This is a genomic window from Cryobacterium sp. BB307, assembly GCF_012274275.1.
GTDB lineage: Bacteria > Actinomycetota > Actinomycetes > Actinomycetales > Microbacteriaceae > Terrimesophilobacter.
The window spans coordinates 55668-70750 of record NZ_JAANZA010000003.1; the positions used below are offsets into that span (position 1 = coordinate 55668).

The window sequence follows — 15083 nt, forward strand, 5'->3', positions numbered from 1 at the left end:
TACATGCCCCTGCTGCCTCATCACGATGGGTCCGCCCTCTATGTGTCCAACGACTCCCCCGAGCTCGATGAGCTGATCCGGGTGCGGGTGCGCATCCCTGTGGGATTCGGCCCGGTGACCCGAGTGCACGCGCGCTCCAACCCCAATCACGAACCGCGCTTCAACGAGGCTGAGCGCATTGCGCGGGTCGACGGTTGGGAGTGGTGGGAGGCCGAGGTTCTGGTCGAGAACCCGGAACACGGCTACCGGTTCATGATCACGACGGATCAGGGCATCCGCTGGCTCAACGCGACTGGACTGCACACGGCTGAGCCGCTGGATGCCGAGGACTTCCTCGTCGTCACCCACGCCCCTGCACCGAGCTGGGCACCGTCTCAGGTGATGTACGAGATCTTTCCCGACCGGTTCGCTCGTTCGGCGGCTGCCGACGACCACCCCACCCCAAAGTGGGCAGTTCCCGCCGCCTGGACCGATCCGGTGGTTGACCGCGGCCCGCACACGCCGCTCCAGTTCTACGGCGGAGATCTCGATGGCATAGTCGAACGGCTGGACCACCTCGAGCGGCTCGGCATCACCCTCCTGTACCTCACGCCGTTCTTCCCTGGCGCTTCGAACCATCGCTACAACGCCACTTCCTTCTGGGAGGTGGATCCGCTGCTGGGTGGTGACGATGCACTCATCAGGCTGGTCGAGGCTGCCCACGCCAGGGGAATCCGGGTGATCGGCGACCTTACATCGAACCATTCCGGCAGCGAGCACGAGTGGTTCCAAACCGCGCTGTCGGACGAGAACTCGGTCGAGCGGGACTTCTACTACTGGCTTGGCGAGGATGACGAGGGCGATCCGGACTACGTCGCCTGGCTCGGCGAAAAGAGCCTGCCCAAGTTCAACTGGAACTCGACAGAACTGAGGCGCCGCTTCATCCAGGGTCCCGACTCGGTGGTCGCCAAGTGGCTCTTGCCGCCGTTCAACCTGGATGGCTGGCGCATCGATGTTGCGAACATGACCGGCAGGTATCTCGAACAGGACCTGAACGCTGTTGTGCGGCGGACGATCCGACAGACGATGATCGAGGTCAACCCGGACACCATCCTGATTGCGGAGTCGACGAACGACGCCTCAGGCGACTTCCGCGGTGACGCCTGGCACGGGGCAATGACCTATGCCAGTTTCACGCGCCCTGTCTGGGGCTGGCTGTCGCAACCTGTCGCTACGCCCTGGTACTTCGGGCTCCCGACCGAAACCATGCCGACGTACTCCGGTGTCGAGGTGCACGACGCCTACGTGCGTTTCACCGCGGGAATGCCCTGGCGAGTGCGAGCGGCCACGATGAACGCTCTCGACACCCACGACACCGCGCGATTCGCGACGCTCGCTCGCGAGGCTGCCGTTCCGGTAGCGGCCGGCTTGTCCATGACCCTTCCCGGCATCCCGGTGGTGTTCGCCGGCGACGAGTTGGGCCTCACGGGCATGGACGGCGAGGACTCGCGCACACCCATGCCGTGGGCGACCATCGACGAGCATGACGAGACCATGACGCTGTACCGCGAGCTCATCGCGTTGCGGAACGCCCATCCGGCGCTGAGCTCGGGTGGCCTCCGTTGGCTTGTCGTCGACGACGAGGCTCTGGTGTTCATTCGCGAGGCAGCCGGGGAGTCGGTCCTCGTGGTGGCAACACGCTCAAGCCTGCAGATGGAGCTGGAGCCCAACGCCGTCGCCGGTATCGGTTCAGCCAAGCGGTTGTTCGGCGACACGGTGATTGAGCCGAGCGGGAAGATCCAGGCGACCGGACCGTCGTTCAGCGCCTACCTGCTGCCCGGCGTGCGGATCGCAGCCTGACGCGAGTTTCGAGCGCCCTTGACCGGGCCTCTCAGCTTGCGGCGAGCAGCACCGTCTGGAACTGCGACACGTACCGCTGCTCCTCCGCCGACTGCAGGTAGCGGAACGTCTTCGCATCCTCCAGCGTGATCGGTGTCGGGAACACCATCCGGTTCTGCGCCACCGCAGGGTCGAGGGCAGACGACTCGAGTTCCCGGATGTCGACGGGCGATACGTAATTGGTGCCCGCGGCGACCTGCACGGCGACCGACGGGTCGAAGTAGAAGTTCACGAAGTTCTCGACGTGCGTCTTGCGCTGCGACCCGATCGGGATGACCAGGTCCTGCGTCCATAGCACGCCACCCGGGGTCGGCAGAGCGAAGCCCCATTGATCGCCAGCTTCCTGGTTAAGCCGCAGGATGTCAGCCGAGCGCGCGAAGGTGGCGAGGGTCTTGCCCGACTTGAGGTCGTCCGTGTAGTTCGCGCCCTGCACCGCGCCGACCTGGCCGCTGGCGACGTGACCACGAAGCACCTCAACGGCGGCGGCGAATTCGGTGTCGCCCCAGCCGCCCGAGATGTCGACCCCGCCGTCGAGCATGATGAGGCCCATGGTCTCGCTCATGCTCGAGAGGACACCCACCTTGCCCTTGAGCGACGGGTCCCACAGCTGGGAGACGGCGGTCAGGCCGTCGCCGAGCTCTGCCTTGTTCCAGGCGATTCCGGTGAAGCCGTTGCGCCACGGCATCGACTTCGTGCGCTGCGGGTCGTAGGCGGCCTGACTGAAGCGCGGGCGGATGTGCGCGGTGTTCGGCATGCGCTCGAGACCGAACTCCTGCACGTAGCCGAGACGGATCCAGCGCGCAGCCATCCACTGGTTCAGCACGACCGCATCGGAGCCGATGTCCTGACCCTTGCTGAGCTGCTCCTTGACCTTGTTGTAGTAGAGGTTGTCGTCCTTGACCGCACTCGAGTACGTGACGTCAACGCCGAACGTGCCAGCGAACTGCGCCAGCACTGGGAAGTCTTCACCGACGGTGTTGCGGTACGTTTCCCAGCTGTCAACACGCAGCGATCTCTGCTGGTCGGAGAGGTCCGCCGCGGGCGACGGCCTGGCTGGCTCGTTGCTCGAGCACGCTGCGACGGTGAGGGCGGCGGCGCCGACCCCGGCGCCCTGCAGGATGTTGCGACGGGTCAGACTGAGCGGGCGTGCTGAAGTCATGCGAGCGGTTCCTATCGAATCGGGCAAACCACGATGGTCCCCCGCTCGATAGTGGCAGAAGCGGTCCTCACAATATGAGCACCAAAACTGGGGGTACTCCCGCGAAACCCCGCGTTAGCGTTTTGTTCGCTTGTCTGGCGGCATCCGGCGTCGCTAGGCTACGAACTCGCCGCCAGCAGCACCGACTGGTATTGCGCGATGTAACGCTGCTCCTCCGCTGCGGCGAGGTGCCGGAACGTCTTCGTGCCCTGCAGGGAGACGGGTGTGGGGAACACCAGCCGATTGGCGGCCACAGCCGGGTCGAGAGCCGACGCTTCCTGGTCGCGGATGTCGACCGGCGACACGTAGTTGGTGGCCGCAGCGACCTGCACCGCAACCGTCGGCTCGTAATAGTGGTTGACGAAGGCCTCGACGTTGCCCTTGCGCGCCGATCCGATCGGGACGACCAGGTCCTGCGTCCAGAGCACGCCACCGGCGGCCGGGATGGCGAAGCCCCACGGCTCGTCGAACGCTTCGCCCGACCCCGCCCGGGCCGCAGCGGCCTGGTTCAGTCGCAGGATGTCCGCCGACCGCGCGAAGCCCGCGACGATGTCGCCCGACGTCAGCGCATCCAGGTACTTCGAGTCCTGGATCGCCGCGACCTGGCCGCTCACGACGTGCTGGTGGAGCGTGTCGGTCGCCGCCGTGAACTCGGCATCTCCCCAGGCGCCCGAGATGTCGACACCGGCGTCGAGCATGATCAGGCCGATGGTCTCCTGCATGCTCGACAGCACGCCAACCCGGCCCTTCAGCGCCGGATCCCACAACTGCGAGACGCTCCTGATGCCGTCCGGGAACTCCGCCCGGTTCCAGGCGATGCCGGTGATAGCGCTCCGCCAGGGCATCGAGTGCATCCGCTTCGGGTCGAACGCCGCTTCCCGGAACCGAGGCCGAACGTTCACCGTGTTCGGCATGGTGTCAAGCGCGAACTGCTGCGTGTAACCGAGCCGGATCCAGCGTGCGACCATCCATTCGCTCAGCACGACGGCATCCGCGCCGATGTCACTGCCGGACGCGAGGCGGGTCTTGACGTCGTTGTAGTACAGGTTGTCGTCGGTGACGGCCTTCCAGTAGGAGACATCGACGTCGTACTGTTTGGCGAACTCCTCGATGCCCGGAAAGTCCTCGCCGAGCGTGTTGCCGTAGGTTTCCCAGCTGTCGATGCGCAGCGTGCGCCACTCGTCGGAGCGGTCGGCCGCGGGCGAGGGCTTCGCAGGCTGGTTGCTCGAGCACGCGGCGAGACCGATCACCGCACCGCCGATACCGGCTGCGGCGAGAAGGTTGCGACGGGAAGGAAGCGGGCTCGAGCGGTGTGCGGGCAGCATGGGCGGGACTTTCGTGCTCTGGCGGGTTCTTAGGAAGCCTCGGATGCTTCCGGTGCGAGCGTGGCGCATCCGACCTAACGCTGAACGACGCTCAGGTGAACAGCGGGTGAACCGACCCGTTACAGAGCGGCGAGCCTCTTCCGCCTGGCCGCCGACGAGACCTGCACGACGATCACGATGACGATCGCCGCAATGAACACTGCGCTGGCGACGACATTGGCCTCAGGCGGGATTCCGCGCGCAGCAGCCGTGTAGATGTACCTCGGCAGCGTGACGGCGGGACCGGCGTTGAAGTTGGTGATGATGAAGTCGTCGAAGCTCAGCGCAAAGGACAGCAGCGCTGCGGCCATGATCCCGGGTATCAGCAGCGGGAAGGTGATATGCCAGAACACCTGTGCGGGCGAACCGTACAGGTCGCGGCCGGCCTCCTCGAGCGCCGGATCGAGTGACTCGATGCGGGCGCGCACCGTCACCACCACGAAACTGATGCAGAACATGGTGTGGGCCAGGATGATCGTGCCGACGCCCTTCTGGACACCGGCGGTGAGGAACTCGGCGGCCAGTCCGGCACCGAGGACGACCTCGGGGGTTGCCATCGGCAGGAAAAGCAGCAGCGTCGTCGCCTTGCGGAACCGGAACCGGTAACGGACCAGTGCGATGGCGATCATCGTCCCGAGTACGGTAGCGAGGACTGTCGCGACGACACCGACCAGGATGCTGGTGCCGAACGCCTCGCACACGCCCTGCGACTGGCACACGTTGAGCCAGTTGTCGAGCGTGAATCCACGCCAGATGATGTTGGTGCGCCGGGCGTCGTTGAACGAGAACACGATCGTGTAGACGATCGGGATGAGGATGAAAGTGAACGCGATGACGCTGTACACGATGAGCGCGTAGCGACCGAACCCTCGAGTCATACCAGGTCCTCCGTTCCGCTGCGCCTCACGTAGAAGCTGATCAGGACCAGGATGACGCTCATCAGGATGAACGACAGTGCGGCCGCGGCCGGGTAGTTCTGCAGCACCAGGAAGTTCGCCTCGATGACGTTTCCGATCATCGCCGTGTCGGTGGAGCCGAGGAAGTCGCGGCTGGCGTTGATGTAGTCGCCAGCGGCGGGGATGAACGTGAGCAGCACGCCGGAGATGATGCCCGGCGCCGACAGCGGAAGCGTCACCTTGCGGAAGGTTGTCGCCGGTGACGCGTAGAGGTCGGCTCCCGCCTCCACGTAGCGCAGGTCCAGGCGCTCGAGCGAGGTGTAGATGGGCAGCACCATGAACGGGATGAAGTTGTAGGTGAGGCCGAAGATCACCGAGAACGCGGTGCCGGTGATCTGGGCATCCGCGGGCATTAGTTGGAGCGCCTGCAGGAACGAGACGACCGGTCCCTCGTCGGCGAGGATCTGCTTCCAGGCCAGCGTCCGCAGCAGGAAGCTGATGAAGAACGGCGCGATCACGAGGACGAGGGCGAGGCCCTGCAGCAGCCGGTAGGGCCGCAGGGTCACGCCGATGAAATACGCGAGCGGGTAGCTGAACAGCAACGCAAACACCGTGGCCGTGACGGCGTAGCCGAACGAGCGCAGGATGTGCGGCCCGTACCGTTCGATCACGACCACGTAGTTCTGCCAGTTGAACGCGTAATCGTAGCTTCCGATATCCCCGGTCAGGCTCGGCTGCTGCAGGCTCGTGAGCGCGAGCGACACCAGCGGGACGGCGAAGAACAGCAGCAGGTACAGGATGCCGGGCAACAGCAGGAAGAGGACGACCCTGCTCTTCCGCCGGGGCGCCTGCTCGACAGCCGGCGCCTCGGTCGAGGCGAATGCACCGAAGGCCATCTCAGCCCGCCTCGAGCTCCGACTCGAGCCGCTTCCTGCGTTGCACCGCGAGGGTCTGGGTGTCGGTGTCCGACGCGAACTTGGACTCCTCGCCCGGCTCGTCCAGCAGGCCGAAGCCGTGCTCGATGTGCCAGGTCAGCCAGACCTCTGCCCCCTCTGCGGCGACTGGACCGAACGTCGAGTTCTGGGCGAACACGACGATCGAGCCGACGCCGGGTATGTCCACCAGGTACTGGGTGCTCACGCCGGAGAACGAGACGTCCGCGATGCGGCCGGGGCCGAGCAGGTTGTCCTCCGGAACCGGCGTCGGCGCTTCGGTGTGCAGGCGCAGCTTCTCCGGCCGGATGCCCACGGTGACCTCGCCCGTGTGCCGCTTGGCGCGCGACTTGGGCACGACGATCTTGTGACCCGCGAGTTCGACCGAGATCGAGTCGGCTGTCGTGCCCGCTACCGGGCCGGTGAACAGGTTCGACTGGCCGAGGAAGTTCGCCACGAACGCGGTGTGCGGCAACTCGTACAACTCCTCGGGCGCGCCGAGCTGCTCGATCCTGCCCTTGTTCATCACCGCGACGGTGTCGGCCATTGTCATGGCCTCCTCCTGGTCGTGGGTCACGTGCAGGAAGGTGAGCCCGACCTCACCCTGGATCGATTTCAACTCGAGCTGCATCTGGCGCCGCAGCTTGAGGTCGAGCGCACCGAGCGGCTCGTCCAGGAGCAGCAGCGCCGGTCGGTTCACGATCGCGCGCGCGAGCGCGACACGCTGCTGCTGCCCACCGGAGAGCTGCTGCGGCTTGCGCCCGGCGAGGTGGTCGAGCTCGACCAGGCGCAGCGCTTCGTGTGCCTTCTGCCCCGCGTCGGAGATTCCTCGTCGCTTCAGGCCGAACTCCACGTTCTCCAGCACGGTCATATGCGGGAACAGCGCGTAGCTCTGGAACACGGTGTTGACTGGCCGCTGGTGCGGCTTGGTCGAGGTCACGTCCTTTCCGCCGATCAGGATGCGCCCTTCTGTTGCGTCCTCGAGTCCGGCGACGAGGCGCAGGGTCGTGGTCTTGCCGCATCCGGATGGCCCCAGCAGCGCGAAGAACGAGCCTGCGGGGATGGTGAGTGTCAGGTCGTCAACCGCCGTGAACCCCGGGAATCTCTTTGTCACTCCCTGGAGTTCAAGGTCGGCTCCGGCCTCGTCGAATTGCCCTCTTGCCATTGTCAGCCCAGCAGCACGCTCTGGAACTCGCTGCCGTATTGCTGCTCCTCCGCGTTGGAGAGCTTGCGGAATACGTGAACCTGGGAGAGCGTGTCGTCGTCGGGGAAGATCAACTGGTTTTCGGCGAGCTCGGGATCGATGGCGATTGCGGCCTCCTTCGCCCCCACGACCGGTGTCACGTAGTTCACCCACGCGGCGACCTCTGCTGCCACCTCTGGCTCGTAGTAGTAGTTGATGAGCGCCTCGGCGTTCTTCTTGTGCGGCGACCCCATCGGCACGACGAAGTTGTCGTTCCACAGCGTGCCGCCTGCTTCCGGAATCGCGAACTTCCACTTCTCTTCGCCTGCTTCGGCGTTGATCAGCGTGATGTCACCCGACCAGCAGATGGCCGCGAGGGTGTCACCGTTGACGAGGTCCTCCAAGTAGGAGTTACCGCGGACGGCGCCGATCTGACCGGATTCCACCTGCTCGCGGAAGACATCCATCGCTTTCGCCCACTCGTCGTCACCCCAGTCTCCCGAGATGTCGACGCCCTCGTCTTGCAGGATCACGCCCATCGTGTCGCGCATCTCGGACAGCACGCCGACGCGGCCCTTGAGGGACGGGTCCCACAGGTCGCTCACGGACTTGAGGCCGTTCGGGACTTTCTCGATGTTCCAGCAGATCCCGGCGAAACCACCCTGCCACGGGATGCTCTTCTGACGGCCAGGGTCGAAGTCGGTGTCAGCGAACTCCGGCGTCAGGTTGGAGATGTTCGGGATGTTTGCGTGGTCGAGATCCTGGACGAAGCCGAGGTTGATCCAGCGGGTGATCATCCAGTCGGTGAGGCAGACCGTGTCCGCCCCGATGTCCTGACCGAGCGCCAGCTGGTCGCGCACCTTCGCGTAGTAGGTGTTGTTGTCGTCGACGTCGATCAGGTACTCGACGCTGATCCCGGTCTTCTCCTGGAAGCCTTCGATCGTCGGGTAGTTTCCGTCGTCATCCTCGTCGATGTAGGCGGGCCAGTTCGCCCAGCGCACTGTCTTATCGGTGTCGGAGACGTCCTCGGCGGGCGTGAGCACGGTGCGTCCTGATGGGGTGCAGGCGGCGAGTCCCAGCGCGACCGCGCCTGCACCCGTGCCAGCCAACATGGTGCGACGGGACAGCTGGTGCGCTCGAGCCTGCTGGACAAGACGGCGGATGATCGGGTCTTCGGGCAGTTGGCGGTTCATTAGCTTTGCCTCTTCTCTCAAGCAACGCTGCAAGGGGTCGGAGTCACGCATCACACGTGCCGTGGAAAGATACTTGCACACTCCCGCGCAATATCGCACCACTCACGGCTGTTTACGGCAGGTTCTTTTCACGATTGTGACGAAATCAGCACAAATGTGCGGGGGTTACGTTCGGAATCCATCGTGGCATCCGAGCTATGGTTGTAGCTGAGCGGTGATCCAATGACGGGCCCGCGTTTCGTCATGTCTACGGCAGGAGAGCAATGAAGGTCGGCATCCCCAAGGAGATCAAGAACAACGAGTTCAGGGTCGCGATCACGCCGGCGGGGGTTCATGACCTCGTCTCCAACGGCCACGACGTCATTGTCGAGACCGGCGCTGGGCTGGGGTCATCGATTACCGACAGCGAGTACGCGGCCGCGGGGGCGACTATCGCGCCGGATGCAGCGAGCACCTGGGGCGAAGCCGACCTGTTGCTAAAGGTCAAGGAGCCGGTGCCCAGCGAGTACGGGTTCTTCCGTGAGGACCTCACTCTCTTCGCCTACCTGCACCTTGCCGCCGAGCCCGAGCTGACCAGGGCCCTTGTTCAGAGCCGTATGACGGCGATCGCCTACGAGACGGTGCAGCTGCCGTCGCGGGCCCTGCCGCTGCTCGCCCCGATGAGCGAGGTCGCCGGACGACTCGCCCCCATCGTCGGCGCCTACTCGATGCTGAAGCCTGCCGGCGGCCCCGGTCTCCTTGTCCCCGGCGTACCCGGCACCGCTCCCGCCAAGGTGGTCGTGCTCGGTGGTGGCGTCGCTGGCACGAACGCGATCTCGGTCGCGGTCGGCCTTGGCGCCGAGGTCACCGTGCTCGACACCAACCTGCAGCGGCTGAAGGAACTCGACGCGCTCTACAGCGGGCGCATCCGCACCATCGCGTCCAACGCGTTCGAGGTCGAGCGTGCTGTCCTGCCTGCCGACCTTGTCATCGGGTCCGTGCTGATCCCGGGTGCCAAGGCGCCGAAGCTGGTCAGCAATGACCTGGTGTCCCGGATGCGTCCGGGCAGCGTGCTCGTCGACATCGCCGTCGACCAGGGCGGTTGTTTCGAGGACTCCCGCCCGACCACGCACTCGGACCCGACCTTCAGGGTGCACAATTCGCTGTTCTACTGTGTCGCCAACATGCCCGGAGCGGTTCCGAACACGTCGACGTATGCGCTGACCAACGCCACCATGCCGTACGTGCGCGCGGTCGCGAACAACGGCTGGCAAGTCGCGCTGCAGGCTGACCCGAGTCTCGCGCTCGGCCTGAACACGCACGGCGGTCGGGTTGTCAACCGGCCGGTCGCCGAGGCGCTCGGCTACGACCACGTGCAGCTGGAAGAGGCGATCGCCTAACGCCGCCGGCGGGCCGTGGCGGGTCGGCCGCCTGCTATGCAGGAGCTTCCTCGTTCTGCAGGACATGTGGCCCGGTTGCCATGGATTGTCGGGGATCCGGGCGCGTTTGACGGCGGATGTCCTGCACAACAGGGGTCCCGGCGATCAATCGACTGCGCAACTGAGCGCGCGCACGGTGATAGCGGCTGCGAATCGTGCCCTCCTTGATGCGAAGGATGCGACTCACCTCGACAAGCGAGAACCCGTCCCAGTGAACGAGGCCGATGATGTCGCGATCGACTGGGTCGAGTTCTCGAAGCATCGCGTGCAATTCGGCGTACTCGGACGAGTCAACGAATCCTGAGTCGTGGTTCGTCAGGAGTTCGCTCCTGAGCCGGTCAGCAACTGCACGGCGGCGATACCCGCTGCGTCGATGGTGCAGGAGAACGTTCCGGGCGATTCCGAACATCCATGGCCGGACTTCGTCATTCGATCGGGGCAGCGATGCCGCACGCTTCCAAAGGATCATGAAGGTCTCCGCGAGTAGGTCCGCCGCGTCGTGCGACGGCTCCACACGTCGGGACAAGTACGCGAGCAAAGCCGGAGAATGGTCCGCTACCGCTCGCTCGATGCGTGCACGACGCGACTCCGAGTGTTCTCTCACAGGTCTGCCGGGACGCAGGTCATCCCGTGGGCATCCACCCCGACCGTGTCGCCTGGCTCGCTGAACCAGAGCACTCCAGGTACGACCTCGCGGGCGAACTTCTGGAGAAACGGCGAAAGTTGATCGGCTACGCGCCGTTCGCCATCGGGATCGAACGGCTCCGGCTTCCCGGCGTCATAGAGGTGCTGCCCGAAGCCCGCCCAATCACGAGCTTCGATCGCTTCGTCCAGCGCTGCGCGATCTCCCGGACCCGGGTTGCGCAATTCGATCCAAGCGCGACAGGTCTCGGAATGCCCATCGTCGGTGGTCCAGTTCACCGGGATTGGAGTCGTGTTTCTTGCGTTCTCCAGTGGCATGCTCACGCCCGCCCAGTGTGACATCTCCACCACAGCGACACCCGCACCCGCCGTGAGAGCCAATGAGCCGCCAACGAGCATGGGCACGAACCATCGTGACCTCACCGGACGACCTTCCCGAAGCTGTGCAGGCATCGATGCGTCAACCAGCATCGCGGTCTCGCGCAACGCGGCCGGCGTCATCGGCTTGATGGCGGCTGAGAGCAGTTCGTCGAGTCGGTCGTCGTTCACGGATCCTCCAGTGGTGTTTGCCTCTTCATTCCCGGATCGCTGCACATCGTTGCACACCGACGAACTTGACAGGTTTTAGCCCTGTTTAGGCATCGGCAGGGCGACCCGCTCCACCGGCCCGTCGCCGGGCACGAGCCACGCCGTCTGGCGCGGGTTCTCCAGCGGCGGCGGCAGTTCAGCGAGTCTCGTCACTGCACGGAACTCGGAAGTGGAGCAGCCGTGCACGAGGACAGGAAGCCTTGACCGCAAGCGTGGCAGCAAACCCCAGCGCGCCTGCCACGCATCCGGATCACCGATGATGACCGTGCGGCGTCCACCACTTGCCGGTTCCAGGCCATCCGCCGCCGAATCCAGTTCGACGACCTCGAGGTCCGACCCCAGCGTGCGCAGAAGGTCGCCGAGCTGGCCAGGTGCCGCAGCGACAACAGCAAACGATCCGTCCAGCCGCTCCGCGACGGGTGGTGTCACCGGCCGGGGCGCGGGAGACAGCGGATCGGCGAGCACGAACTGGATGCGCTTCGCTTGCCACTGGCCGCCGCCGGGCGGCAGCGTCGGATCGTGCAGCCCCGGCTCACCACCCGCCAGCAGGTAGTCCGCTCGATCGGGAATCCGCAGGAGGATCCGGCTGTCGCACAACGCCGAGATCGCGTTCGATCCGAGCCGTCGAGCCGCCGCGACGACACGCACGCCGGCCGATGGCCCCTCCTGCAGCACCGCGGCCAGCAACTCCACGAAAGCCTGCTGGTAGTCGATGGTGAACCTCGAGCACAGGGTGTCCAGGTCGTCGACCAGCAGCAGCGGAACCGTTCGCTGTCCGGCCCTCACCGCGGCGAGCGTGCCGAACACGACATCCCACGCTCCCTCGATGTCGGCCGGGATGAGCTGCGCGTTGCCTGCTGAGCCGATGGCGGCCAGCGCCCCGCTCTTGCCTGAACCCGCCCCGCCGAGCACAAGCAGGTTCCCGTGCTGACGCGGACGGTAGACCGCGACCGGCTGCTCTTGCCGCTCGGGCAGGTCGAACAGGCCAATCGGCACGGCGATCTCGTCTGCGTCGGCGTCCCCTCCGAGCAGCGCCGGCAAGGCCGAGAACGGGAGTCTCGGCGGCAGCGGGTCCAGCCACGGGCGGTGCAGCTCCCATTCGCGGTCCCGCCAAACCGCGGCGACCTCCCGGGCGTCCGCGGGTCCGGCCAGAGCTAGTTGCACGATAGTCGGTCGCTCCCCCGCGACCGCCGCGAGCGCCCGACCGGGCGTACGCGGCAGTCGCGACGCATCCGGCACGCCCACCACCGCCGCGCTGTCAGCTGGATTGTTCACCCGCAGGCAGATGCGCAGGGAGCAGTTCGCCAGTACGGCATCCCGGATGACGCCGGATGGCCGCTGCGTGCACAGCACCAGGTGGAGGCCGAGCGACCGGCCGCGCGCGGCGATATCGGCGAACAGCTCATGCAGGCCGGGGAGCTCGCTGACCATGGCAGCGAACTCGTCGACCACGATCACTAGTCTCGGCAAGACCCCAGGCGCGAGCTCCGCCACGTCCTTCACCGCGGCGCGCGCGAGCGCCGCCTCACGCCTTCTCAGCTCCGCGCGCAGGCTCTCCAGTGCGCGGCCGGCCTCCCGCTCGTCCAGATCGGTCACGACACCCGCGCAGTGCGGCAATACCGCCAGCGGGGCGAACGCCGAACCGCCCTTGAAGTCAACCAACAGGAAGTTCACCTCCAGCGGAGAGCGTGTCGAAGCCAGTGCGAGCGCCAGCGTGACGAGCAGTTCGCTCTTGCCGCTTCCGGTCGTGCCTCCGACGAGCAGATGGGGGCCGTCCCGCACGAGGTCAAGGATGACCGGTCCAGCCGCACCGACCCCGATCGCGCAGCCGAACACGCCACCGCCGACGCGGCCGATCGATGAGAACGTGACGGACTCCGGGAGGCCCGCGGATGCGCCCAGGCCATCCTGCTCCGCCGCCAGCGCCAGTCGCCGGCTGAACGCGACGGCCTGTTCCAGCGACGCGAACTCGGGAACAAGGTCGCGAACGTCGGGCACTTCCGGATGGCTGAGGATCCCAGCGGGAGCAGTCAGCGAGACAACTACTCGGCACGAGCTTGGGAGCGTGTCGGCGGTCGCGGCCACCGCGACGACGATCGTGTCGTCGTCCGAGACGAACTCGACGCCAGGCACCTCCGACGACAGCTCGACCCGGTGCGGTAGGTCACGCAGCCAGCGCCATTCGGTTGCCGCCCGGATGGTGACGTCACCCGGCCCAAGCGCAAAGGCGAGCCTCAACGTCACGGCTCGCGCGGCGGCGTGAGCGAGAGGGAGCGGCCCGCAGAAGCCGATGCCGAGCCGAGCATCGACGCTCACCGGGGCGTCCGGAAGGCGGGTCGCGTGCTCCAGCAACTCGAGCAGCGACGGATCGTCGGACAGCGTCGGCGCGAGGTCGAGTCCGCTGACCAGCGTGCCGCTGCCGATGCGCACCGGCAGCGCATCGCCGCCTCGCGCTCGCCACCGCTCCGGATCCCGGTGACCGTTTCCGAGGAGCCTCGAAAACGACGGCGCCGCGGATTCGGCCGCGTCCCGCTCGCGGTCGTGCTCGGTGTCGATACTCTCCCGCGTGCGACGCACAGTTGCCTCGAATGCGGCATGCGCCTCACGGGAGCGACGGGTGTTGCCGCGCCTCGAGTCGACCAGGCTCGCGATCGCCACCAGCGGTCCTAGCAGCGCGAACAGCAGCGTGAACGGCGATGAGGTCAGCAGGAACAGCGCGAGGGACACCACCACGGGCGCGATCGTCGCGATCAGCGGGAATGGTGCGCGTGCCGGCGCCTGCGGTGGGGTCGGCAACGCGATCGATGGCACTGGACAACCCCACCAGACGCCCGCGCTCCTCGGATGCCCGCGCCTCGGCATCCGGGGACATCGCCGGCTCGATCCTGTGCCGCGCGGAGCGGACCTCGGGCGCCGCTCTATCAGCTGACGATGAAGAACTGCTCGCCGATGTCAATGCGGGAGCCGCGGATCACGCGGTAGCGTCGATCGGCTTGCAATCGGCGTGGCAGGGCCTCGGGCTCCCTCAGCACCGTCCCGTTGCCGGAGAACCGGTCACGAACCCAGAACACGCCGGACTCCTGCCCGTACTCGAGGTGCGTCTTGGACACCGAGCGCGTCGGGTCGACCACCGCGAGCAGCTGGTCGAAGTACTCGCCGGGCTCCGGGCGCGGATTCCGGCCGACCAGACCGGAGCCGAAGACCGTGTAGCTCTCGCCCGTGCTGAACTGGAGCACGAACCGCTCGCCGGTGACCCCCAGGGCAACGATGCGGGTCGCCTCGACGTCCTCGAAGGCCGTGGACGGTTCGGCGGGCGCTGGGACCGGCTCGTGCTCGAGCACTGGCTCGGGTTCGGGAGCCGGCTCCGGTTCCAGTTCGAGCTCGGGTTCGGGAGCCGGCTCCGGCTCCGGCTCCAGCTCCGCTTCCGGCTCTGGCTCCCACTCCGGCTCCAGTTCCGGCATCTCTTCGACCTCCGTGACGGTGGGCACGCCCACCGGGATGGCCGTCACGACCGCGGTGTCGCGCGGATCGCCACCCGACGCGAATGCCTTGCTCACCGCCTGCGACACGAAGCCGCACTCGGGGCAGAAGATGTCCTCGCGAAGCATGGCCGAGCCACACTGGTCGCACCGGGTCTCGTCGACCGCAGCCCCCAGCGACGGCGGCGGTGCGGGTGTCGTCAGAGGACGAGCGACGATCGGGCGTGGGGGTGGCGCGACGGTGGTCTTCACCGCCCTGCCGCATTCGCCGCAGAACAGTGCCCCGGTCGGCAGCTCGGTGGAGCAGTAGCT

Annotated in this window: 12 protein-coding genes; 3 read left to right on the forward strand and 9 right to left on the reverse strand. The window is 66.4% G+C overall.

The annotated features are described in order from the left end of the window. Positions 1-3: 3 nt before the first annotated feature. Positions 4-1839, forward strand: a complete 1836-nt coding sequence (locus tag HGK58_RS11815) for a glycoside hydrolase family 13 protein (protein WP_168627826.1) — start codon at positions 4-6, stop codon at positions 1837-1839. 31 nt (positions 1840-1870) lie between these two features. On the opposite strand, the gene HGK58_RS11820 is transcribed toward HGK58_RS11815, so the two are convergent. From HGK58_RS11820 to HGK58_RS11845, 6 genes are all read right to left on the reverse strand, one after another. After that, complete coding sequence (locus HGK58_RS11820; protein ID WP_168627827.1) at positions 1871-3037, reverse strand: substrate-binding domain-containing protein; 1167 nt, start codon at positions 3035-3037, stop codon at positions 1871-1873. Positions 3038-3195: 158 nt separating this feature from the next. Further along, the gene (locus HGK58_RS11825) at positions 3196-4401 is read right to left on the reverse strand and encodes an extracellular solute-binding protein (protein ID WP_168627828.1); all 1206 of its coding nucleotides are present in this window, start codon (positions 4399-4401) and stop codon (positions 3196-3198) included. Positions 4402-4520: 119 nt separating this feature from the next. Further along, positions 4521-5318, reverse strand: a complete 798-nt coding sequence (locus HGK58_RS11830; protein WP_168627829.1) for an ABC transporter permease — start codon at positions 5316-5318, stop codon at positions 4521-4523. Next, positions 5315-6232 carry an ABC transporter permease gene (locus HGK58_RS11835; RefSeq protein ID WP_168627830.1) on the reverse strand — a complete coding sequence of 306 codons (918 nt, stop codon included), beginning with the start codon at positions 6230-6232 and terminating at the stop codon, positions 5315-5317. Before HGK58_RS11835 ends, HGK58_RS11830 begins: the two co-directional genes overlap by 4 nt. A 1-nt stretch (position 6233) precedes the next feature. Further along, entirely contained in the window at positions 6234-7433 is a 1200-nt protein-coding gene (locus HGK58_RS11840) for an ABC transporter ATP-binding protein (protein WP_168627831.1), read from the reverse strand. Positions 7434-7435: 2 nt separating this feature from the next. Further along, complete coding sequence (locus HGK58_RS11845; RefSeq protein ID WP_168627832.1) at positions 7436-8644, reverse strand: spermidine/putrescine ABC transporter substrate-binding protein; 1209 nt, start codon at positions 8642-8644, stop codon at positions 7436-7438. A 263-nt stretch (positions 8645-8907) separates the two neighbouring features. Here HGK58_RS11845 and ald point away from each other — a divergent pair, with 263 nt between their 5' ends. Then, entirely contained in the window at positions 8908-10023 is a 1116-nt protein-coding gene (gene ald / locus HGK58_RS11850) for an alanine dehydrogenase (RefSeq protein WP_168627833.1), read from the forward strand. A gap of 639 nt (positions 10024-10662) precedes the next feature. On the opposite strand, the gene HGK58_RS11860 is transcribed toward ald, so the two are convergent. From HGK58_RS11860 to HGK58_RS11870, 3 genes are all read right to left on the reverse strand, one after another. Further along, complete coding sequence (locus tag HGK58_RS11860) at positions 10663-11253, reverse strand: hypothetical protein (RefSeq protein WP_168627835.1); 591 nt, start codon at positions 11251-11253, stop codon at positions 10663-10665. 75 nt (positions 11254-11328) lie between these two features. After that, positions 11329-14103, reverse strand: coding sequence for an FtsK/SpoIIIE domain-containing protein (locus HGK58_RS11865; protein WP_168627836.1), 2775 nt, complete (start codon positions 14101-14103; stop codon positions 11329-11331). A 110-nt stretch (positions 14104-14213) separates the two neighbouring features. Next, the gene (locus HGK58_RS11870) at positions 14214-14900 is read right to left on the reverse strand and encodes a hypothetical protein (protein WP_246865562.1); all 687 of its coding nucleotides are present in this window, start codon (positions 14898-14900) and stop codon (positions 14214-14216) included. Between HGK58_RS11870 and HGK58_RS13850 the strand changes: the two genes are divergently transcribed. Next, positions 14899-15081 (forward strand): hypothetical protein, encoded by a 183-nt coding sequence (locus HGK58_RS13850; protein ID WP_246865563.1) that lies wholly within the window; start codon positions 14899-14901, stop codon positions 15079-15081. The two genes, HGK58_RS11870 and HGK58_RS13850, sit on opposite strands and share 2 nt — an antisense overlap. Positions 15082-15083: the final 2 nt, after the last annotated feature.